We start from the raw sequence: 25,300 nt of genomic DNA, 5'->3' as shown, positions 1-25,300 counted from the left end.
TATGTAAAAAAAACGCCTGCTTTCGCAGGCGTTTTTCTATTTGGGAGCATGTATTATTTCCATTCTTCGTTCTGTGTAAGATTCTTGTTCGCATCCAGTTCATTTTGTGGCAGTGGCCAGGTGTAGTACTTCGTCGTAAAGGTAATACCCTGGATATTTGCCTTGCTGGTAGCATCTACAAATACATTGTTTGGCAGATCATACATCATGTGTGTACGCTGGATATCAAAGTAAGCTTTGTCTTCGAACGCCAGTTCATGATATCGCTCCTTCCATACCTGCTGGCGAAAATCGGCCTTGCTCAGACCAGACAATGCTGACAGGTTAGCTCTTGCACGAATGGCATTGATCTGTGCATATGCTTTTTCTGTAGGTCCACTCACTTCATTGCTGGCTTCTGCATAGATCAGCATGATCTCAGGCAGGCGGAACAGGGTCCAGTTCTCATCAGAGTTAGCATCACCGGTGCTTGGGTTAGCCGCTTCCTCCAACCAGTATTTATAGAGTGCATATTCACCAAAGTCTCTGCCATTGTAATTGGTAAAGAAGAATTGTTTTTCTTCTGTACGTTTATCCCCTGTTTCGTAAGATGCTACGAACTGGTTGTATGGCATGAGTGCACCATATTCATCACCGAATTTAGAGATCCCGATCTTTTCTGGAATAATCAGGCGGGCAATATTGTTGGAAATGATACTTCCTGAATATTGCACCTGCATAATGAACTCACTACCGTTTTTATGCGCCCTGTCATGCAGGTAAGCATAGCTGGTAAACAGTTGATAGCCACCTCCGTCTATCACTTCAGCTGCCTTATCAGCAGCCAGCTGGTAGTAAGAAGTACCTTTCTGTAATGGGTAGCCTGCCATGGTAAGGTATACGCTGGACAGCAAAGATTTTGCTGCCATGATAGATGCACGGCCTGTAATATTGGTAGTAGCCATTTTAGATGATTCTGCAGCCTGCAGATCTTTTACGATCTGGTCGTATATTGCTGCAGTAGCAGTGCGGCTTGGGTACAGTTCCGGGCTGGTGGCGCTAACCCCTTGCAGTACCAATGGTACATCGCCATATAATCTTACCAACTGGTAGTAATAGAAAGCACGCAGGAAGTATAACTGCCCCATCAGGTTGCTCTTCTGGGTTTCATCCATGCTTACATCAGGAATGTGCTGGATGGCCACATTACAGTTGGAAATACCATTGTAAAAACCTTTCCATACAGACATGAATACAGGATCGCTGGTACCGGCTGTATGTTTGATCATACTACTGTTGTAGGTACTCTGACCCAGTGTTTTAGCATGTCCTACCAGCATTTCCATAGAGATCCATGGGGTTTCACCATAGCCATCCCCATTCTGGAATACTCTCAGTTGTTCGTAAGCACCATCTACGGCTGACTGTGCCTGGGTAGCATTTTTATAGTAGTTATCCATCGTAATGGAAGATGGATTCTTTTCTTCGAGGAATTTACTACAGCCTGTCATTCCCATCAGGGAGAGGCTCAATAAAACGATTATACTGCGGTTCATAATGTTCATTTAAGAGGTCAGTGATTAGAAAGTAACATTCAGGCCCAGCATGACAGTTCTTGCTTTAGGATAGTCATGGAACTGCATACCCTGTGCAAAGGTGTCATCCCAGGTGGTTGTTTCCGGATCATAACCTGTGTATTTGGTAATCAGGAAGAAGTTCTGTGCAGCTACATATACACGTGCATTTCCTACACCTATTCTCTTACAGGCAGCTTCTGCCAGGTTATAACCAAAGGAAATATTCTTACCCCTGATGAATGAACCATTCTCTACTTTGTGATTATCCAGCTTACTGGTGTAACCGGCAGCCGTAGGCCTGATCTGTGCGATCGGCGTATTCTGGTGCTCAGGCGTCCATGCATTCAGCACGGTTGAGAAGCTGTTTGCAATACCGGTCCTGTCTTCAGAAGAGTGTTCTGCCAGTTTGAATACATCATTACCATAGGAATATTGTAATTCCAGCAGGAAGTCAAATTGCTTGTAACGTACACTGTTGGAGAATGTACCATACCAGTCAGGAATACCTTTACCAATGATGGTGCGGTCCCGGCTGTTAATCTGGCCGTCGTCGTTCATATCTTTGAACTTCAGGTCACCTGGTTTAGCGCCATACTTCGCAGCCTGTGTTGCTTCAGCAGTGCTCCAGGTACCTTCACGCACATAACCATAGAAGGAGCTTACTGATTTACCCACACGCAGGATGTTGGTATAATCCAGGAAATTAGGGTTCATGAAGATGTCTTCGTTATTGCTGCCCAGTGCAGTGATCTTGTTCTTCAGTGTGGAGAAGTTGAGCGTAGAATTCCAGGAGAAGTTTTTACGATCAATGTTCACCGTATTCAGACTGAATTCGAAACCGGAGTTCTGCAGGCTACCAATGTTACGGGTCAGCGTAGCATAACCGCTGGAAGCAGGAACCGGTGCATCGAGCAGGAGATCTTTGGTATTCTTTTTATAATAGTCAGCAGCGATGTTCACACGGCTGTTGAACAGGGAGAGGTCAAAGCCCACGTCCACCTGTTTGGTCTTTTCCCATTTCAGGTCCGGGTTTGCCATGGTGCTGATTACAGTACCGGCAGCACGGGTACCGTTGAAGATCAGGGTATTGGAAGTCATGTTTGCCAGTGACTTGTACTGACCAATTTCGGAGTTACCGGTCAGACCATAGCTCGCACGCAGTTTCAGGTTATTAACAGTTGGGTTGTCTTTCAGGAAAGGCTCTTCAGACAAACGCCAGCCTAATGCTGCAGATGGGAAGAAGGCAAACTTATTGTCCGCACCAAAACGGGAACTACCATCATAACGGCCTGTGAATGTCACCAGGTAACGATCTTTGAATGCATAGTTTGCCCTGGCGAAAAATGATGCCATGGCCCATGAGTAAGCTTCAGAAGAGGGCGTATTTACCGTAGAAGCAGAACCCAGGTTATTCCAGCCATAGTAGTCGTCACTCAGGCTTTGTACAGCTACTACATCTTTCAGGTAGTTCAATTTTTGTATTTCCTGACCTACAGTAGCACTGACACGATGATCTTTACCGATTGTCTTATTGTAGGTGAAGTGGTTTTCCCACTGGTAGAAAGTAGAGTGATAAGAGGTGATTTCAGCATAGTTCTTACCATATTCATTTGCCAGGTTAGAGAGCGTGCTATTGAAATAAGGATCGTATTCATCACGCACGTTGGCACCGAATGTACTGGTAAATACCAGGTCTTTGTATAGCTGGATATTAGCATATACGTTACCGTTAAAGACATTATTATTATACTGACGCCTGTCTTCGTACAACTGTGACAGTGGGTTATCACCTGATTCCATTCCTTCATAATCTCCTCTTTTACCGTAGGTGCCATTAGGATATTTGAAAGGAACGATCGGGATCATTTCGATCATCTGGCGGGTTACGTTGTTGCCACCGGTGGTTGCATCCTGTCTTTTTTCTTTGTTTACCACGTAACCGATAGTACCACCTACTTTCAGCCAGTCATTCATCTGGCGGTCCATAGTAGCGCGGGCAGTATATCTTTTTGCATAAGATTCTTTAATCACCCCCTGTTCGTCATTATAGCCCAGGTATAAACCATAAGTAGACTTTTCGTCGCCACCTGAGAAAGAGAGGTTATGACCCTGGCTGATAGCGGTGCGTGTTACGGCATCCTGCCAGTCTACATCGTAGAGTGGATTCAGGTTGGAGTCGAAGAGGGTACCGATATATTGTGCACGCTTCACTTTAGGATCTTTGTATGCGCCATTTGCGAAACCGGTAGGATCGAATTTGGCTGCATTGGCATAAGCCAGGTCTTCTGTAGCCAGGAACTCTTTTGAGTTCAGTACATCCTGTTTGCGGGCCATTTTACCGGCACTTACATAACCGCTGTAGTTAACTACACCACCTTTCTTACTACCTTTTTTAGTAGTGATCATAATTACACCGTTCGCACCACGGGTACCATAGATAGCGGTAGCAGATGCATCCTTGAGGATGTCCATGCTTTCGATATCGTTCGGGTTAATGGTAGAGATGTCAGAAGGGTATACGATACCATCTACTACATACAGCGGATCGTTGGTAGCTTTGATGGAACCAAAACCACGGATACGTACGCTGGTACGGCCACCAGGGCGGCCGGAGTTAGTATTTACGGCTACCCCAGCTACTTTACCTGCCATGGCCTGTTGCAGGGTGAGGGATGGTCTTTCCATCAACTCGTTTGCATTTACGCTACCCACACTACCGGTGAGGTCTGTACGTTTGGTAGTACCATAACCGACTACGACCACTTCGTTCAGATCGCTGGCGGATGAGGTTAATACAATATTAAAGTTTGTCTGATCCCCGACAGGTACTTCTTTGGTTTCCATACCTACATAACGTACTACCAATACAGCGCTGGAATTAGGCACTGCGATAGTGAACTGTCCTTTGTCGTCTGTGTACGCACCCGTGGTGGTGCCTTTTACCTGCACTGATACATTTGTGAGTGGTCCTTCCTTACCTGAGACCTGCCCTGTGACCTTCCTTTGCTGGGCCATCAGGGTGTGGAATTGCAGCATGGTTAACAGGAATAGCAATCCTGTACAACGCATGAAATGGTTGTTACGATTCATCATGGAACTATTTAGTATGTGATCTGATTACTCTTTTATGGACATATTATACAGCCCTGAACACCGTGGAGTGCCCGGGTCAATAAGTAAATCGTTTTAGTTTAGTTAAACAAAGATGGCTGTTACGTTTTTTGGTCCGACTACAATAAAGTTTTAAGTGAAAAAATTAACAATTGGATTAATCAATTACTACACACCGGATAAATGAAATACTACTCACTGGATTAATCAATAAATACCCATAACGTGATCTTGCATTACACAAGGTTGAGTAACAAATCTAAAAATTTTTTATTAACACGCGCTAACTTTTTATAATTTTTTTAACAGTGGCGAAAATGCGTCGGTTTTAATAAACGGAAAATGTGTACTCACCGGAACTTATTCTGATGACAGCCCTACCGTTTTCATATTGTGTGGGTTTGATTTTCTGACCGTTTTTTGAAATGCTTTGGGCGGAAGTAATGGGGAGCATTATACTCGCTTTTGTGTTTGATGGAATGCTTACATGTAAGGTAAAATGTTGATTCTTTAGTTCCCATTCACTGCGAATGATACCATCGGGAATGTGATAGCTTGCTTTTACGTGTGTGATATCACCTACTATTTCTGGTTTGATGACAATGTCGCGGTATGCGATGGAGCTGGCTGATTGCTGGATGCCGGCAAGGCCGTTGTAAAACCATTCTATGATATGGCCCAGCATGAGGTGATTGTTGGAAACTTCGGCAAGTGCGGGCCATGATTCTGTGAGTGCAGTAGCGCCTTTGGCGATCTGGTAACCATAGCCAGGCACATCGTTACGACAGTTCATATCATAAATAAGCTGAGAGGCGCCGCCTTCCTGCAAGGCTTGCACCAGGAAATGAAAACCGATATCGCCGGCAGTGAGTTTATTATTATTGTGAATAATGCTGTCGGTGAGGTTTTTAAATACGGCTGCTTTGTTTGTTTCATCTACGAGGCCGGTACAGAGGGGCATTGCCATGGCGGTTTGGCTGCCGGTGGCGTATACGTTGGTTTGTTTGTTAAAGAATTTATTGTTGAAAGCTGATTTGATATCGGCGGCCAGCGTACGGTAAGTGCCGGCATCTTTCTTTTTCAGCACAGCTGCCATATCTGCCATTAGCTTGCAATCATAATAATAGATGGCAGTAGCGGTGAGGTCTTTGGGGGTGAGTTGTGCAACACCGGGGCGGGCAGGGCCATAGTCGAACCAGTCGCCGAGACCATATGATAGGATATGATTGTTTGCTTTACTTTCTAAATAAGCAATATATCGCTGCATCATGGGGTAAGCCGTTTGCATCGTTCCGATATCCCCATACCATTTGTAGAGCAGCCATGGCAGGATCACACAGGCACTCCCCCATTCCGGAGAATCGCGAAAGCCAAAACCTTTATCATCGAAGAAAACATATTCGGGGGCAATGTCGGGAACGAGGCCTTCCGGGGTTTGTGCATCGATCATATCCCTGACTAGTTTTTGATAAAGAAGGCGCACATCGTAATTGAACTGGATAGAATTTCCCATGAGGTAATCCTGTTCCAGCCAGCCAAGTTTTTCTCGGTGCGGGCAGTCCGTAGCTACACTTTGCAGATTACTTTTGATGGCCCATTTGACCAGGTCGTAGATCTGGTTGAATAAGGGATTGGAGCAGGTAAAGCTGCCATTTTCAGGAGAAGAGTTCCGGTTGTGCAATAATTTCAGGTCAATGATCTGATCCGGCCTGGCACCTTCTACCTGTACATAGCGAAAACCTGTGTAGGTAAAGCGGGGCTGCCATTCTTCGACCTGATTGCCTTTCAGGGTATAACTGTAGTAATAAGGTTTGCCGGTAGCCCGCTGGTTTGCAAGACCGGTGGATGTTAATAATTCAGCAGGGATTAACTGGATGGTTTGCCCTTTGTGACCTTTTATCTTTAAAGAGATGATGCCGGATGCGTTCTGACCAAAATCGTAGACATTGTTATGGACAGATTTGACAGGGATGGATTCCGCAAGTGTGACCGGGTAGTCTTTTTCTTCTTCCAGTGTACCTTTGGGCGCTTTAACCACTAAGGCATTTTGCCAGCTTTGATCATCAAATCCCGGGCAATCCCAGCCATCCTGCTCCAGCCGGGCATCGTAGTCTTCACCACCGTAGATGCTGGTATAAGTAACAGGTGAGGGAGCTGTTTTCCAGCTTTGGTCAGAGACGATCGTTGTCCTGCTACCATCCAGGTAGGTGAGTTCCAGCTCGCAGTACATTTTTGGATAGCCGAATGCAGTGAGCAGTTTATGGTATCTTTCTTTGTTGATGTAATAAAAGCCATTGCCAACGATGACGCCGATGGCGTTTTCCCCGTTTTTAAGGTAATGGGTGATATCGTAGCTATTGTATAAAACACGTTTGTCGTAGTTTGTCCAGCCGGGGGCCAGGAAATGATTACCGACTTTTTTACCATTGATGGTACACTCGTAATGCCCTAGTCCGGTGATGCTGAGCCGGGCGGATTTTACAGGTTGGGTGGTAGTGAAGGTTTTGCGGAATAAGGGAGTGACCGTCCTTTGTTGTGCTTTGGTTTTATCATCGGGCAAACCGGGTACCAGCCTCAGACTATCAGGCATTTCCTCATAAGCGATCCATTGGGGACGGGTATTGTTGAATGTGATGGCTGATGGCTGCAGGCCGGCGCTATTGAAGGTGATTTCGGCAGCTTGTAAATTTGGACTGCTGGCTGTGAGACGAATGGCACCGGGTGTTTTACCTGCTTTGATGATCACCAGGGCGCGGCCATGGAAGGCTTTTCTCCGGGCCGCCTGGTTACTTTCCAGGCTGCGGGGATCCGCGTTGCCGACGCCTACGATAGTGGCAGGGCCTTCTACTTTAAAATTGATCATTGAGGTATCGCCCCGATGGCGATGGCCTGCACTATCCAGTACATTGACGGTGATGTAGGCAAGGTCCTGGTTATTGGGTGCGAGCTGCAGGGTATCGGATTGTAATTGTAATTTTTCTGCCGGGCCGGTGGTAACCAGGGTCGCCTTCTTTTTCCCTGCTACAGCGGTAAGGGTACCTGCTGTATAGGGTACCTGCCAGCTGGCACTGTGATCTTTGACTGCTTTTTTGCCCAGTGATTTGCCATTGAGGAATAATTCTACCTGCTCATATGAACTGTAGGCGACCACTTCCAATGGTTTGCCTTCATTACCCGGCCAGTTCCAGCTATCGCTTACATCCTGCCATTCCCAGCGGCTCCAGTCTATTTTGTCAGGGTTAAGTGCATAAGTTGGCTGCGGTGGGTGTACAAAGAGGGATAACTGACCGGGCATCCAGAGGGCATCGCGGTAATAGGATTGCGGACGTTTCCAGCCACAGATGTCTATGTCTCCACAATACGCGAGGTTCCAGGGATAGAAACCCTGGTGCTGCATATAGCCTAACCAACCGATGCTGGCTTCGCCGATGTAGTCGAAGGCTGTCCAGACGAAATCACCGATCACCCAGGGATGTTTGATCACGCCTTCCCAGTAGGTACCGGCATCCAGCGGAAAAGATTCAGTAGCCATGATTACGCGATTGGGTACACGTGCATGATCAGGTTCGTATTTATCCAGGGCATAGTTATAGCCCGCCACATCGAGGGCGGAGAGGAAAGTATCTTTATCGGGGGCGATGCCGTTTACACCACAGGTAATAAGGCGGGTGCTGTCCAGCTGTAAGAGGTAGTGGCGCAGGGTATGGGCGACGGCAGCTACTTCCGGTTTTTCCCGGTGAGGGATTTCGTTGCCAATGCTCCACATGATCACAGCAGGATGGTTCCTATCCCTGTTTACCATGCTTTCAAGATCTCGCTGCCACCAGTCGTTGAAGAATACATGGTAATCTTCGGGGTTTTTAGGGTCTTTCCAGGTATCAAATGCCTCGTCGACCACTAACATACCTAAACGGTCGCAAGCGTCTAAAAAAGCCGGAGAAGGGGGATTATGGGCACAACGGATAGCATTGTATCCACTTGCTTTCAGTAAGGCTACTTTTCGTTCTTCTGCGCGATCGTAGGCTTTGGCACCCAGGGGGCCGTTGTCGTGGTGCACGCAGCCGCCTTTTAGCTTGATAGGGATACCATTCAGACGGGCACCGTTTACGGCATCAACGGTAAAGGTGCGGATACCGAAAAGAGTGGTAATTGTATCAGTATCGATAATTGTAATGGCTTTGTACAGACCGGGGGTATCTACTGACCAGAGGGATGGTTTGGCGATATGGAATTGCTGGCTTACAGATGGGGTGGATGGTTGTGTGGCGACCAATACTCCAACCTGGTTGTAAATACGGGTAGTCGCCTGTTCATTAGTTTTAATAACAACAGTCGCTGCGTTTCTATTCACAAGCGGCGTAGTGATGAAAATGTTGTGCTGGTGACTCTTTAACCATACATGCCTGTAAATACCTGAACCCGCATACCAGCGGCTATTCTCTCCTTCATTCCTTACAAGTACTGCAAGCACATTCTCTTTCCCTTCTTCTACTTTATCAGTAATATCATAACTGAATGTGGTATACCCATAGGGGTGTTTGCCTAACTTTTTTCCATTGAGCCAGATCGTAGCATTCATGTATACACCATCGAATTGCAGGATCAATTTTGGGGTCTTTTTTGAAACAGTAAAATGCTTGCGATACCAGCCGGTACCACCGGTGGTAAAACCACCACTTACCTGGCTGATCGCTCCCGGACTAAACGGTGAATTTGTGCCCGGCAGGTCTTCTATGCTCCAGTCATGCGGCAGGTCTACTTTTCTCCATTCTTTATCATTGAATGCAGGATTTTCAGCACCCTGTGCATTGCCCCTGTAGAACAGCCAATCATCATCAAATAACTGCTGTGCGCTGGCTGGCATCAAAAAGGATAAACATATGCTGACGAGGATAATCCGGATCATATTAATAAGTTAATTTACTTTTCCCTTTATCAACTGAAGTAGCTACTGCTATGCCCCTATGCCCTGCCTTGTCTACTGCGCAGTAATAATGATAGACGACACCATTCCATTTCACTACAAAAGATTTGTGTGCAAAGAGGTTGTCATAAGGTTCGGAAGAATTGATCAGATCAGCTCCTTTCCAGTCTGTCCAATGCACGAGGTCATAAGAGCAGGCGAAACGGTTGAAAGCTTCTTTTGGCTTGTCTTTCCAGAAGGCACCGTAATAGAACATCACATACAGGCTATCCATTTGCTGTATCACTGCATCTCCTGTAATGCCTGTGTAATGATCCAGTATGGGATCCCTGCTCCAGCGTGACCAGTGTTCCATATCATCAGATACCGCCATACCTATCCGCTCCTTCCCTCTCTTTGGTTTCAGGCTATCTCCTTTTGCATTGTAATACATGATGAAGGAATGACCAGTTCGTTTTTGTACATCGCGGATCACAGAACTTTTGTAGATCGTATTGTTCTCCCACCAGCCGGCATCAGCATCCGTTGCTTTCAGCACGGGCTGTGGCAATCTTTTCCACTCATGGGCTTTGGTAATATCCTGGTCAGTATAAGCAATACCAATGGATAATAAACCTGCTTCATAACCGGTGCTTACACCACCAAAGTAAGATAACCAATGTTTTCCTTTGTAGGCAGGCCATTCGTAATTACCACCCCATTTGTAATCCTGCAGGGCGGTATAGCCGGCTTTCTGGTTAGCATCCCAGGTAGCGCTGTCAGAAAAGGACATCATTTTGCCAAGGCTTTGCCAGTTCAGCAGGTCTTTGCTTTTGGCCAGCCAGGTTTCGTAGCCCCGTCCATCAAATACGATGTAGACCATGTACCATTCGTTGTTTTTCCGGAAGATACCGGGGCAGTCCATTTTCAGGGTGTCATTTGCAGGCACCATGACAAGGCCGTATTTATAGGGGGTCTTCACTTCGTTATACACACGTTCCATCACGGAATCTGCTACCTGGTAATCAGAGAGCAGCTTTACAGGACCTAATAAACCTGCGGGGAGTAAATGACCGCCGGCCTGCTTGTCAGCAACAATACTGTAGGTTGTCTTTGGCTGGGTTCTGTCGCCGATTATACGGTTCGCCCAGGTGTTAGTGACAGCGATGTCGATCTTATTCAGCCCGGGATGTACTGCTTTGGAAATATCTACCCGGTAGGGTGGCGTCCAGGTAATGCCACAGTCGGTATCGTTGACTTTTACGGCTGCGATGTTGGCAACATTTCCCAGATCGAGCAGGATGGCAGCTGGAGGATTATCCAGCTGGAAGTTTTGGATATAATGCGCTGTACCGGAAAAGTACCTGATCTTACCTGATGCATGTTGGCTCCAGTCGGTCAGTTTTTCAAACAGCACGGTATCATTTGGTGTGAAGCTTACTTTCCATGGATTGTCCAGGGTCTTGAAAGGCGCATCATTCGTTTGTTTATGCACATTGTGCAGGGGCTTGTTTGTGAATAACACGAACATAGAACCGTTTGGCGGGAGCGATAATGATAATTCAGTTCTGTCTCCTTTGACTTGTGAGGCTTCAGGTTGCAGATACATATCCTGTACTGCATCATACAATACCGGCATCTTGTTTTGTACCCTAAAGGATAGCTGCAAGTGACGTTCTTTATCCTGCTGATTAGAAACAAAATAGATCTCCTTATCCGGAGCAGAACGATGGGTCCAGGCAATACCGGGTTCCCCTGAAATGAAGTCAGGAGGAACATTGATATGCTTCAGTGTATCCGTGAGCTTGAGGGAGATACGGTATCTCGCGCTATCAGCGGGTCTGTTATAGGAATCATAGGCATAGCCATGCAGGGGATCTATCCAGTCTTCTGCCTTTGATATATTGGCGCTGGCGGTGACACCTGCCGGCATTTCCATAGTAGGTTCACCTACATTTGCCAGTCTTCTTTTTTCTCTTTGAATGGTGCTGTCACCGAAAAGTGTGGGTAATAAGGGAACTAAACGTGCTGGTAATACGGCTCTTTTAGGCAGGTTATCACCTGTATACACACCGATATCCACAACGGGTTTTCCCTGCTGTAACAGCTGTTGACAACGGGTTACATAATCCACCATGCCTGATACATAGGGCCACCAGGTCTGATCACGCTGGAAGTAGAGGCCAATGCCATTCAGGGTCATGCCCGGCTTTTTGTCCATCCAGGGATTGTGTGCAAATACATGGAAGACTAATTTATTGATACCTAGCGCGAAGTTGCGATCGATGCTGGTTTTCAACATGCCCGGATATTCATCCCAGTTATTCCGTAATTCTGTAAATGCCTCCGCCTGAATGATTTGTTTATCATAGACATGAGCGCCGGAAATGGCATCCAACATATCATTGGGCTTATCGTGTGTAGGACTGCGCAGCCAGAATTCTCCCATTGGGTAATCTACCGCGTGGTAATGCTCCATGCCATCGGCTGTGATCATTGGCGCTGTACTTTCGGCACTGAAGGCGACCCCGTTTGAATGTGCCAATACACTTAAAGTATCGTAAAAGTTAACCTGAATTAAATGATTGATTGTACGCCGAATATCTGATAAGAATTGTTCAGACGCAGGCCCGTTATTCACAGGAATGCCTGCCATTGCCGGCAGCCATTTAAGCAGATCATAGCCATGTTGCTTTTTAAAAGCATCTCTGAATACGGACGACCAGTTCTGACTTCCACATTCCCAGCTATCCACATGTAGTACACTCAGCTTAGCACGTTTAAGCGCTTCTCCATACCAGTGATCAAACTGGAAACGAACAGCAGCAGGGTTGAACTTATCGCATTCCAGGCCGGCACCTGCACCTCCGGTTACATTTTTATGCCCGGTGGAGGTATGACCTATTCTCAGGATGGTCCAGTCACCCTTTGGAGCTTTCCATTGCAGATGCCCCTTTGCATCGGTTTTAGCAGTCAGGTCAATGATCTGATCTTGCGGAATGGCCAGGTCTGTATTGGTAATTGTATTACTGATCCGCCAGATAGCCCCGCTCTTTCCTTCAAATTGATCAATACGGGGCTGATTGGATAAATGGATACCTGTGATCTTCAGACTTTGTTTCCATTTGGCGTTGTCCAGGTCTTCTGCACCGGGTTCGGAACCGGCTTTGTTGTAGTCAAAGCGAAAGTAACGACTGGTGGTAGCCGGAATGGAATAGGTATGATCGGCATCTGAATCGGCCCAGCCATGGCGGGGAGCCGTCATCTGCAATACTTCATGGAAGCTTATGCCATCATCACTCACAGAAAGTTTTAGTCGCTGCGCCTGGTAGTTATTGCCACGAATGAGAATAGAGCGGCAGGTAAATGGCGCTGCATAGGTATATTGGATCCAGCAGGGATCGGTGCTTTTGATATTATCTTTGTTGTTTTTGTTTGCTAGAATTTGTGCATTTACGTTAGGAAGGCTCGTGGTCACTACAGGTGTGGATTGATCCTCTTTGATAAGTGGGAAAGCCAGTACTGCAATGTCTTTATAGTAAGCTTCGTTGGTAGTGGGTTGTGGCAGGATTCCATTGAATTGACCCTTTACCTCAGTACTTGTCCACACTACTTTCTGCATGCTGAGTGCGGGTGTGATCCAGGGGCCTCCTGCTACGGCAAAGCCATCACAGAAGTGCATACCCAATTGTAAACCGAGACTATCAGCCTGCTGTGAAGCATAGTGTACCAGCTCCCACCATGCGGGGCTGAGTTGTTCTGCTACAGGCGTATACGTAGTTTTACCATTGATGGGCATCAGGTAAGCGCCACCCAGACCGGCTTCTTTCATGGCTACCAGGTCCGCATGGATCCCTTCGGGCGATACTGCGGCATACATCCAATACCAGAACACCCATGGTTTGGCATTTTGCTGTGCGTGTAAAGTGGTGCTCAATAATAAAAGAAAACAAATAAGGACACTACGCATGGAATATTGATTTCAGATAAGCGGCATTTGCGCTAAAGTTCTTTTTTACATTCTTCGGGTCGTTTGCATCGCGGGAGCGTTCTATCACCAACCAGCCTTTCCAGCCCATATCATCCAGTGTTTTCTTCACTGCGGGCATATTGATCTTAGGATCATTTTCCAGCCATACGCCGTCTGTGTTGGTGCAATGGATCTGGCAGATACGATGGACGCCAAGGGTTTTCAATTCCTCCTGCAAATCCCTGCCTTCCTTGATAGCGTTAGAGAAATTGAAATAGCTCCGGATATGCTTTGAATTGATTTCGTCCAGGAGCCTGACCTCTTCGGCTGCGGATAAGGCAGTTTCTATACCGATGATCACACCTGCTTTCTTTGCTTTTACTGCGGCTTCTTTTAGTCTTTGCACGATTTGCGGGCGCAATTCCGGATGCTGTAACAGATCTCCTTTTACGCCGAGTGGCAGGAAGGCGATTTTTACGTTCATAGCCACCATGGTATCGATACAATCCTGTACCAGGTCAGGTGTTTCGGTTCTTTCTGCAAAGGATTGTGCATAGAATCCTGACATGGCGATAGAGCTGATAGCGATGTTCAGTTCTTTAGCTTTGTCCAGGAATTGCTGGCGGGTAGCGGCATCCCTGAGTTTATTGTCGAATGCAGGGCGGTCGCCCAGGCCTCCCATATCCAGTTCCAGGCCATCGGCACCGATTTCTTTGGTCAGCTGGAAAGCCCCCAGTTTCTGGCGTTTCAGGATCATCCAGTCACATACAGCAATGCGGTAATGAGGTGCTTTCCACCTGCCTGTTCCTGTGAGGGCGTCATCTGCTGATGGTGAAACGGGTAGTAAGCCGCTTGCTTTTGCAGTAAGAGAACCGGGCAGTAAGATGCCTGCAGCGAGTAATGCTGATTGTGCTATAAACCTGCGTCTGCTGTTTTCCATAGTTCGTTATTTATGGGTGTGAGTTCCAGCTGCCGGGGATCGATCTTCACATACCTGATCCTTTGCCGGCGCCATGTGTATACAATGTGAATATATCCATCTGAGGACTGAATGACTGCGGGGTAGGAGTACTGGCTTACCGGTGAATTTTCCAGCACTAAGGCTGCTGACCAATGGATACCATCCTCACTGAGTGATACATTCAGTGGAGTACGCCTGCCTTTGCCGGCACCTTTGGGTGTGGAGACGTGGTTATACACAATCAGCTGACGACCATCTTTTAAAGTGACTGCATCAGTACCGGAATTGTTATTAGGTAATGAATTGAGGGAAAGCGGCGACCATGTTTTTCCACTATCCAGTGACCATGACTGAACGATATTACCTCCTTTGTTGCGACACAGGATCTGCATTTTCCCATTGCCATATTGCAGGATGCTGGGTTGAATGGCATTGATGGTACTATCTTTTTGCAAAGGACCGATCTTTGTCCAGGTTTTACCTGTGTCTGTGGTGAGTTCGAAGTGGATATTCCAACCATGACCTTCTGTGCTGCTGGGGCAAAGGAGTTTTCCACCTGGTAGTAAGAGTGGTTTGTTTTTCACCGGGCCTAAGAACCCATCGGGTAATTGCCTGGCGGCTGTCCAGGTGACACCTCCATCTGCAGAGGTCTTCATATACCCTTTCCAGCCGGCTACATTAGGGCCTACTTTGTAAAAGAGTAATAGATCGCCAGCTGGCACCTGGAATAATACAGGGTTCCAGCAGGCATAGCGCAGGGTATCGTTTTGTATTCCATTTGCCACCTCTACAGGTTGTGTCCATTTACCATTCACCTGGCGGCTTATCCAGATGCCTACATCCGGGTTTCTTTCTTTGGTTCCACCAAACCAGGCAGTTACCAAGCCCTGGCTGGTTTCGGCAATGGTGGCAGCGTGTGATTCCGGGAAGGGGGCGGTGGTGAAGATGTCTTCATCCGTTATGATACCTTTTTTCCAGCGATCGGGTTGGACGATATGGATATAATAATCACCTGAACCCAGTTCATATACCAGTCTGTTATCTGCTGCCTTAATGAATTTTGCATGATCGCCTAAACCCTTAATCCGGGAAGTATCGTTAGCGGGCAGGTATATGGTTGCTTTAGTATTTACAGGTATACTGATCTGCCAGTCAAAAGCATCTGTAGTTTTTTTCCAGTGTGAGTGAATGAAACCATACATGGACTGGTAACCGGCATTCACTTCTTCCAGGCCGGGCACGGGTTGTGGCTTCATGATGATGTGCTTAAACCCGTTTTCTCCCTGGATACCTGCAAGGCTTTGATAAAACCAGACGATTAAATCACCCAGGAGCATGATATGATTTTGGGAGTTCATGTTTGGAGCGGCTTTGTCTCCATTCCATAATTCCCAGATGGTAGTAGCCCCCTGGTTTGCCATGTACCCCCATCCAGGATAGTCTCTATCTGCGGCAATGAGATATGCCAGGTCAGCACGGCCATTTCCGGTGAGGGTACGCATTAAAAACTGGGTACCGATTACACCTGTGGAAAGGTGATCTCCATTCCGGTGAATAGTATCGACGATGGCTTTAAATACCTGCTGCCGCTCATTTTCAGGTACCATGTCGAAATAGAGCGGGAGCAGATTTGCGGTGAGGGTATTGTAGGTATTTTCCTTGCTATTATGGCGGAAATGCTGATTGAATGAATCTTTTACCTGCGCAGCCTGTTTTGCAAATAATGACTGATCTTCCGGATAGTGTAAAATACCTGCAAATGTATCCATGACAGTTAGTAAATGATAATACATTGCCGTAGCGATCAGTTTACCGTCTGTTGGTCGGGGTGCACACCAATCCCCATACTTATCCTTCGTCATGATGCCGTCTACAAAATACTTTTCACGCATGTAGCTGAGCCAGCGTTTCATGGACGGATAATGTTTGCGCATTGGCGTTACCTCTCCAAACTGATCGTAGAGATAGCCGGCTATGAGAATATAAGCGGCCGGCCAGGTCATATTATCTGAGTAGTATCTCCAGTAGGCAGGGGCTACATCGGGAATAGCACCGGTTTCCAGTTGTGCATCGGCTATATCATCCAGCCATTTTGCATATAGCTTGCTGTTGTCAAAAATGAAACTCTCTCCTAAAGCACCTGTTGTCCGGTCTCCCAGCCAGGGCATACGTTCATTGCGCTGTGGACAATCTACCGGCATGCCTTTGTAGTTGGAACGGATCCCCCATACGGCGTTTTTGTAAATTTGGTTGATAGTTGGATCAGATGTTTCGAATGTACCGGTGGTAATCAAATCATCATTGATCACCTGTCCTTCTATTTCTCCAGGAAGAATACCACTGATCTCCACATAGCGGAAACCATGGTATACAAAGGTAGGATGCCATGTTTCAAGGCCGCCACCTTTCAGTGTATAGATGTCAGTTACTTTAGCATCCCGGAGATTTGCTATATACAAGCTTCCATCTTTCTGCAAGCTCTCCGCAAAGCGTAATTTTACCTGCTCGTCCCTTTGCCCTTTTACTTTTATCTGTAACCAGCCGGCAAAGTTCTGCCCCATGTCTACGATCCATTTATCTTTTAAGGGCTTGATGGAAAGGGGTTTGATGGTGGCGGTAATGCGCTGCGGTTCATTGAGCTGGGCTACGAGTTTACCACCGGGCGCAGGCACGATATCCACAGCCTGCCAGCCGCCGGCATGGAAGCCTGCATTATTCCAACCGGGCATTTCCTTCCTGGCATCATATTCTTCGCCATCATATTCATTATTTGTCCGGATAGGTCCATCCGCTGTTAATTGCCAGCTTTTATCACTGGCTATTATTTGCTTTTTACCATTTGCATATTCCAACTCCAACTGTAGTAATAAGCGGGGATAACCAAATGTATTGATCTTGGCAGGCTTGTAGTTTTGCCGCATGGTGAAATAACGGCCATTCCCAAGTGTTACGCCAATCGCATTTGCTCCATTCTGTATCAAACCGGTTACATCATAAGTATTATACCGCAGCGTTTTCCGATAGTCAGTTGGTGACTGAGATAATACCTCTGTTCCAATACGGCGGCCATTTATAAAGCCCTCATACAAACCAGGCCCCGCGATATATAAAGTGGCTTTTTTAAGCGATGACTGGCTGGTAAAATCCCTTCTGTAATAACGGGCTGAAAGCCTTGAAAACTGCGTATGCGCACTATCCCAGGCAAAAGAAGTATCTGCCCCTATCCACCGGCCTTTCCAGTCTTCAGGATGTAATAAGCCCATACTCCAATGGGCAGGTTTACTCCATGCACACTCTCCCCTGTTTGTCCAGACCCTTACTTTCCAATAGCAGTCCTGCCTGCTTTTCAGGGCTTTACCATTGTAAACTACCTGTATGGACTGATCACTCTTTACTTTTCCTGAATTCCACAGATCGCCTTCATTCTTTGCTAATTTTTCAAGTGAAGAAGCCACAATAACCTGGTAGGCCGTTTGCATGAGCCCCTGCTCCTCTCCACGTATTTCCCAGCTCATCCTGGGTTGTGCCACATCTATACCCACAGGGTTCTCCAGCGTTTCACAACGCAGATGGAACAATAATATCAGGAACAATGCATGCATTACAATTCTTTCGTTTTAAGTGACTGGATTTGATAGATAGCGGTATGTATTTCTGTTTCATTTGCATGTGGCAGATCTGTAACTACATCAGCAGGCGTATCTGCATCCGGGAAATGCCGGGGTTCTCCTGTACGGAATACAATCCCCGCAACCGCATCTATCGGTGCAAAACTCAGACTTGTCAACACATCTTTCCCGTTTACATTGACTGTGTAGAAACGATTGCTGGTATTGACTGTGAGCCGGATATGATATACTGAATCAGGTGCATACTTCATGAAATTCTTATAGCGTGCACCGGCCTTTGCTTTCAAGGTGCTGTCTGCATCAAAGATGAGCCGGATAGCAGGCAGACCTTTTTTATCTACTAATTCACATTGCAACTGACCATGATTATTCTGTTTTGCTGTGACGGTAAATGACACCTCCAGTTGTGATGCAGGAGTAATGACCTTTTCTGCCTTTGCATAATCAAAAGGATCCTTGTCTGACAGGGTTAGTTGATCACCATCGATCTTTACTGGTGCCCACAAAGGACTGTATACATTCCATTCATCTGAGGCCCTTGTTGAAACCGGAACAGGAATACGTGCTACCCAGATATCTTCCTTGTTCATACTGTAGGTCACCCATAGTTTTCCGTCTTCAGGAGTGCCGTTGCCTTCTTCGATACCGCGTACATATTGTGGTCCGTAGGATTTATAATTGCCACCATAACGCATGGGAGCAACTTCACCATTTACTAACAATAAATTCTTGTAGTCAAGTCCATCATCGCTGACTGACACAGCCAGCGGCCACCTGTATTCAGATGGATTATACGCCGTCACATAGCGGCCATCGGAGGTCTTTTGCCCCCAGATCTTGGCATTGCTATTCACAAAGCCTGGCGCACGGGCTACGGTGGACCAGGTTTTACCTTCATCTTTACTGATCGCAGAAAGTGCATTTTTCCACAATCCTACCACATCATGGTTAGGGAGATGGTAATAACAAAATGCCTTGTAATTCTTTTGTAAGGGTATTAAAGGATCATCCCTGTCAGCTTCTTCATTCCACTGCATCATCATGAGTGGGGTGGCCATCAGCTCATTGCAGGCAGCCACAAATGCCTTGTCCTTGCTGGTGGTATAAAAGGGATATGAGGTATTGCCTGCATTCCAGGCTTTGTTATAGTGTAGAAAATAAATGGGGCCATACCTGCCATCGGGGAGTATTTCTCTTACTACCCGGCCTATGCCCATCCCATCGTTAGGATCATCTTTTGCATCCAGGCAGATACCGTAGTAACCGAGTACCAGCAGGTGATTTCGCTTTGACACATAAAAGCCCATACGCTGGTGCATGACTGCATACAGGTTACGAGCAACCCCGGGATGGCCTTCTTTCGAAGTGCCATCCGGGATCTTATAGGGGGGAAATATAACCAATGGTTCAGACCAGGTCTCTCCATCCTTAGAAGTCAGGAGCAGCGTACGACCCGGGGGTACACTTTCGCCGATACTATCGCTCAGGTATTCCAGGTAAAACTGCTTATTCCAGTAAGCCAGCATAGGGGCATGGTTGTAAGTCCAGCCACCATTGCTACGGTTAGCCCGCATCACCTGTATGTTATGCACACCGGTAACAGCCTGTAATGCCCCGTGGTGGTAATCCACATTCACCAGTGTGCTACCTGAATAATGTACTTTGTCCTGTGCCAGCACAGTCGTAGTACACAATAAGATCACGATCAGTATCCTCATAAAATGCTATTTAGTAACCTGGGTTCTGCCCAAATTCTGCTCCGTTTGACAATGCATCTATTTGTGTTTGCGGCACGGGGCGCAAACGATGAAATTCCTGTACCTGTGTTACATCAGGATTGTAAGTATGAATACGCTCAACCAGTTTACCGGTGCGCTTCAGGTCAAACCAGCGAATGTGTTCACCAGCCAGTTCCCTTGCTCTCTCATCTAAAATGAAATCGAGCGTGATATCGCTGGCAGACACCTGCATGGCGGCTGTGTAATCGACAGGCGTTTTCTTTGCAGCTCTTGTTCTCAGTACATTGATGTAAGCAGCGGCGGCATTGTTATCACCCAATTGCAAGGCTGCTTCTGCACCAACCAGGTACATCTCTGCCAGGCGGATCACCAGTATATCCAGGAAACCCGGTTGTGCATTGGCAGCTGAACGGGTAACAGGATCCATGAATTTCTTCAGTGGCACATAGTCATTTCCTACCTTGATAGTTCCATTGGTATTGTACACACTATCCCTGTCTATCACCAGGTAAGGACGGGTACGCTTGTCCGGCATTGCATGTTTGGTGATATACATGGCGGTATCTACTCCTACTACCATGGTTTTGCCTATGATTGAGGGATCTTTTCCGTAATTCTTCACATCCGTTTCTGTCCAGGTATATGCCTTGTTGCAGATCCATACCGTCTGGAATGAACCATCAAAGCGACTGTCTTTTTCATCATCAAAGAAATCGAGCAAGGCCCGTGTTGGCATGAAGTAACGGGTACCATCCCTGCCATAATCCATACTTTGCTGTAAGCCGGGTTTTGAGCTATAAGTAGTGAGGAACCACATGTGCAGGCGGTTTGCATTCGCATCATAATCCAGTGTATAGGTCAGTGAATTACTGATGGTATACAAGGCTTCTTTGTTTTGCTTGTTGTTTTTAGGATTAAATACATCTGCATATTTATCCCAGAGAGACACGCCAAATTCAGCTTTGCGGGCTATGATTTCATCTACTGCAGCTTTAGCTTTTTTGAAGTATTCCTGTTGTTCACTACCTGTATAATAGTAAGCACATGAGAGATAGGCACGCGCCAGCATAGCCAGTGCTGACTTTTGTGTAGCCCGGCTGTATTCTGAACCATATGTAATGGGCAAGTGCCTGGCAGCATATTCCAGGTCACCGAGTATCAGGTTGTAGAAGTCTTTTATATCACTGCGAATAGCTGTTGTCAGGGCACTGCTGGTTTCTGTCGTAGACAGGATGACACCGCCCCATTGCTCAGCCACATGCCAGTAATAAAATGCGCGGAGGTAACGCAATTCACCCAGGCGCTGGTTGCGCATCACTGTATCTGTAAAGCCAGCATCGCCAATACGGTTAATGCCGGCGTTACAGATATTGATAGCAGTGTACATATTTTTCCAGGTCGTGATATTGGGATTTCCCTTGCTGGGAATGAAGTTTTCATAGCGCATCAGTTCATTTGCATAGTTAGCACGCTGTGAGTTGAACCAGAGGTCTGTTCCCATTTCGCTCATCCATTCTCCATTATCTTTTCCATACCAGGCACGTTGTTCTGAATAAGCGGAATTCACTACTGTTACAAAGCCCTCTGGGCTGGACCAGATCGCATCGGCAGTAATACCCGAAGGATTGTATTCATCGAGGCTACAGGCAGTAATACCTGAGAGCATGATTATGATGAGAAGATAGTTTTTCATTTGATTGGGTTTAGAAATCCACATTTAATCCTACTACTACCTGTTTGTTCAGCGGAGATGATTCTGAACCACCTCTTTCAGGATCGTAATAATTGAACAGGTGACTGCGCGCTTTGGTGAAAATATTTGACGCAGTCGCATAGATGCGCAGGTGTTCGATATTCATACGGCTGCTGATAGCACGCGGCAATGTGTAGCCCAGCGTGACATTCTTCAGCTTGAAATAAGAACCATCTATGTAGAGCATGGATTGGTAAGCTGCATAGTCACCGAACTTAGCGCCTTTCTTAGGACGTGGATAATCGTTGGTTGGATGTTCAGGTGTCCAGTAATCCGGGAATGCAGGTCCGCCACCCTCACCACTGGGATTGTAGCGGCCCAGGAATTCGCCATAGGCCATCTGGCCCCAGCGGGCAAAAAAGAATAGGCCCAGATCGAACGCACGGTAGGTAAATGTATGCTGAAAACCAATGGTCCACTTAGGCACAGGAGAACCTAAATAAGTGCGGTCATTGTCATTAATGATACTATCATGATTCTGATCCGCCACTTTGATGGTACCGGGTTTAAAAGGCGTACCACCCATGCTGAGTGCAGCAGCTTTGCCGGCTTCGTCTGTCTGCCAGATGCCCAGTTTCTGATAAGTAAAGAAAGACTTTACCGGATGGCCGATCAACAGTGAATTGGTTTCCTGCTGAATCATATCTTTATCGCCTACCAAATTGACGATCTTTTCCCTGTTCGTAGTGAAGGTGAGCGTAGATGTCCATTTGAAATTCTTTTGCACAACATTCACTTTAGTCAGTGCGATCTCAATCCCTTTATTGTTGGTAGAACCTATGTTCTGGTATACGGATGATACACCGGTGGACACAGGCAGGTTTCTGAGCAATAAGAGTTTGGTGGTTTTGGTATTGTAGGCATCGATGCTGGCACTGATACGGCTGTTGAAAAAGGCCATATCCACACCTGCGTTAGTAGTAGCAGAGAGTTCCCAACCCAGGGTCGTATTGCCGATCACGGCATTGAAAGTATAACCGGGTGCGGGGATCTCCCCGAATGAAATATTATTAGCCTGCGTCAGCCCTGATTGGGTGCCATATTCAGCAATCCCTGAGTTACCGGCTACACCGTAGCTGAGCCGGAGCTTCAGGTCATCCAGATTCCGCAGCTTGTGCATGAATGTTTCGTCACTCACTCTCCATGCTGCAGATACGGAAGGAAATCCGGCCCATTTATGACCGACGGCCAGGCGGGAAGCGCCATCTATTCTTTCACTCAGCTGCAGCAGGTAGCGACCCTTGTAGGCATAGTTGATCCTGGCTGCATATGACATGGTTGCTGAACCCCTGTAATTGGATTTAATAGTTCTGCTGGTGACCTCTGTCGCATTCAGGTTATAAAACAACTGGGTGCCCAATGCCTGCCTGATACCATAGGCATTGCTGGTATCCGCATCCTTGTGGGTATAGCTGCTTAATGCGGTAATGGTGATCGCATGATCGCCTTTATCCAGGTTGTAGGTGAGCACGTTATCCCAGTTGTAATAACGGGTATTACCATTGGTCACCTCTGAATAGCTGGTGCCATCAGTGGCCCTGTTCAGGGAAGTGGCTGCCTGGTAGATGCCGACCCTGTTAAAACTGATGAAAGTACCCAGGTTGGAGCGGAAAGTCAGCCCCCTGATGGGTTTGAGGTCCAGGTAGCCATTCATGAACACGGTCGCACCAATGGTTTGATCTGTGGCCACTTCCGGTCCTCTGTCATCAGTGAGCGGCGATAGGGTGTTTGTATTCCCTGCCACAGGGTATACCTTCACGTTACCATATGCATCGTAGGGCACACCCAGTGGTGATGTAGACAGGGCTACACTCATGGGGTCCTTTCGTTTATTCAGCGTGGTATAATTGATCTGGCTTTGAATACCAGCTTTGGCAAAGCGGGAAACCTCCTGATCGAGGTTTAGGCGAACGGAGTAACGGGTCAGGTTGGTATACTTCAGGGCACCGTTCTCCCTGTAATAACCAAAGGACATAAAAGCTTTGGTTTTGTCCGTACCACCGCTGAGGGATACGGAATGACTTTGCTGGCTGCTGTTGTGCAAAAGAAGATCTACCCAGTTCACCCACTGGCCTTTCTGAATGGCATCATATTCACCTGCATTGGCAAAGATGGTAGCATCATCCGGCAGGGTCTCCCCGGGATTGAGGCTGGCTCTCCAGGCCTCCCTTCTGAGTTGTAAATAGCTTTCACCGAGGCGGGGAGGCGGATATTGTGTATACCCGTTAGCGCCGTAGTAACCGTTGTAGGAGACTTTCGTTTTGCCGGGTTTACCTTTTTTGGTGGTGATGATCACGACCCCGTTCGCACCCTGCGATCCATAGATTGCGGTGGCAGAAGCGTCTTTCAATACTTCCACACTTTCGATATCAGAAGGGTTCAGGTAGGACATGCTACCTCCCTGCAACCCGTCGATGATGTACAGGGGGCCGTTACTGCCGGCAATGGAACGGGTTCCCCTGATCAGGACATCGGCATTGGAGCCGGGGGTACCATTGCTGCGCGTAATGTCCATACCGGGTACCCGGCCCTGGAGGGATTCCAGGGCATTGGCGACAGGCGCCTGCATGATCACGTCTTTTTTGACGGTGTACACAGCCCCTGTCAGGTCTCTTTTCTTTACTACGCCATACCCGATCACGACTGTTTCGTTCAGGTCGCGGACCTTCATGGAATCGGGTGGATGATGGGTGGTGTCCTGTGCGTAAGTGAGCGCACAACAAATGGTCAGCAGCATGGTGAGGGATATTCGCATCTTTATTTGGTTTGGGCTAAAAGTCCTTCCAGGACCTTTTTCCTGGTTTTGAATAGGGTGCCGTGTTTATGTCCGGTTGGCAGTGAGACTTTGGCTGAGATATCGGTAAAGCTTTTGAAATCGATTGTTTTTATTGCGCCGTAATGATGAGTGCCATAGTTATCGTAATAAATAAGCCATTCCTTCCCTACTTTGATAGCAGATGGCCCTTCAGTCAGCTTATCAGTAAAAGGCGCTGAAACAGCCTGAAAAGGGCCTGTAGCGTGCTCACTGAAGGCGACCTTAATATCCCGCTCAGGACGGGTGTTATCTTTTACCACCAGCACGTACCTGTGATTGGCAGCTTTGACGACAGTGCCGTCTATGACACTGTAACCGGGATCGAAAAAAAGCTTTGCAGGAGAAAAGTTCACAAAGTCACGGGTGGTGGTATAATACAGGCGATGGTTATTATTCTCTTCTTCAGCACCTTTGGGAAAACGATTCGGAACGGTGGTGCTCCAGATGATGAGGAACTGTTGATGCTCATCATCATAACAAAGCTCCGGTGCCCATACATTGACAGCAGTGGGTTCATCCTCCATAACGGGAATATAGCGTTCTGCTGACCAGTGGATCAGGTCTTTGGAACTGGCGTAGCCAAAGCCTTTATCACCCTTCCAGGCACTGGTCCATACCAGGTGAAAGGTGCCATCAGGGCCCTGCTGAATACTGGGATCACGCATGATCTTCCCACCCACTGTGGGCGTCAGGAATGACCCGGGGATATCCGTCCAGTTATAACCATCATGGCTATACAGCAGGTGAAGGCCATCCTGGCCAGGCTCCCGGAAGGATGTGAACATGTACACATCCTTTCCGGAGCGGCAGGCAATACAGCATATAAGCAGTAAGTAAATGAGTCGCATAACGTGGGAAAATTG

10 protein-coding genes are annotated in these 25,300 nt (G+C 47.1%); all 10 read right to left on the bottom strand.

What is annotated here, in order from left to right; translation table 11 throughout:
* Positions 1 to 53 precede the first annotated feature (53 nt).
* On the bottom strand, positions 54 to 1,535 hold the full coding sequence (locus U0033_RS26920) for a RagB/SusD family nutrient uptake outer membrane protein (protein WP_083571507.1): 1,482 nt from the start codon (positions 1,533 to 1,535) through the stop codon (positions 54 to 56).
* A 24-nt stretch (positions 1,536 to 1,559) separates the two neighbouring features.
* Positions 1,560 to 4,649 (bottom strand): SusC/RagA family TonB-linked outer membrane protein, encoded by a 3,090-nt coding sequence (locus tag U0033_RS26915; protein WP_083571496.1) that lies wholly within the window; start codon positions 4,647 to 4,649, stop codon positions 1,560 to 1,562.
* 346 nt (positions 4,650 to 4,995) lie between these two features.
* Positions 4,996 to 9,573, bottom strand: a complete 4,578-nt coding sequence (locus U0033_RS26910) for a family 78 glycoside hydrolase catalytic domain (protein WP_245801758.1) — start codon at positions 9,571 to 9,573, stop codon at positions 4,996 to 4,998.
* Between the two features lies 1 nt (position 9,574).
* The gene (locus U0033_RS26905) at positions 9,575 to 13,540 is read right to left on the bottom strand and encodes a glycosyl hydrolase (RefSeq protein WP_072360136.1); all 3,966 of its coding nucleotides are present in this window, start codon (positions 13,538 to 13,540) and stop codon (positions 9,575 to 9,577) included.
* Positions 13,533 to 14,480, bottom strand: coding sequence for a sugar phosphate isomerase/epimerase family protein (locus U0033_RS26900; RefSeq protein ID WP_072360138.1), 948 nt, complete (start codon positions 14,478 to 14,480; stop codon positions 13,533 to 13,535). The genes U0033_RS26905 and U0033_RS26900 overlap by 8 nt, the downstream gene beginning before the upstream one ends.
* The gene (locus U0033_RS26895) at positions 14,453 to 18,103 is read right to left on the bottom strand and encodes a family 78 glycoside hydrolase catalytic domain (protein WP_072360142.1); all 3,651 of its coding nucleotides are present in this window, start codon (positions 18,101 to 18,103) and stop codon (positions 14,453 to 14,455) included. Before U0033_RS26895 ends, U0033_RS26900 begins: the two co-directional genes overlap by 28 nt.
* Positions 18,103 to 19,848 (bottom strand): exo-alpha-sialidase, encoded by a 1,746-nt coding sequence (locus U0033_RS26890; protein ID WP_072360149.1) that lies wholly within the window; start codon positions 19,846 to 19,848, stop codon positions 18,103 to 18,105. The genes U0033_RS26895 and U0033_RS26890 overlap by 1 nt, the downstream gene beginning before the upstream one ends.
* 10 nt (positions 19,849 to 19,858) lie before the next feature.
* A complete protein-coding gene (locus U0033_RS26885; RefSeq protein ID WP_072360151.1) occupies positions 19,859 to 21,562 on the bottom strand; it encodes a RagB/SusD family nutrient uptake outer membrane protein in 1,704 nt (567 codons plus the stop codon).
* A 10-nt stretch (positions 21,563 to 21,572) separates the two neighbouring features.
* Positions 21,573 to 24,377 (bottom strand): SusC/RagA family TonB-linked outer membrane protein, encoded by a 2,805-nt coding sequence (locus U0033_RS26880; RefSeq protein ID WP_072360153.1) that lies wholly within the window; start codon positions 24,375 to 24,377, stop codon positions 21,573 to 21,575.
* Positions 24,378 to 24,379: 2 nt separating this feature from the next.
* Positions 24,380 to 25,285, bottom strand: a complete 906-nt coding sequence (locus U0033_RS26875) for a glycoside hydrolase family 43 protein (protein WP_072360155.1) — start codon at positions 25,283 to 25,285, stop codon at positions 24,380 to 24,382.
* Between the last annotated feature and the right edge of the window lie 15 nt (positions 25,286 to 25,300).

This window comes from Chitinophaga sancti (assembly GCF_034424315.1).
Taxonomy (GTDB): Bacteria; Bacteroidota; Bacteroidia; order Chitinophagales; family Chitinophagaceae; genus Chitinophaga; species Chitinophaga sancti.
The sequence above is the reverse complement of the archived record's forward strand: the minus strand, read 5'-3'. Positions and strand labels throughout refer to the sequence as shown.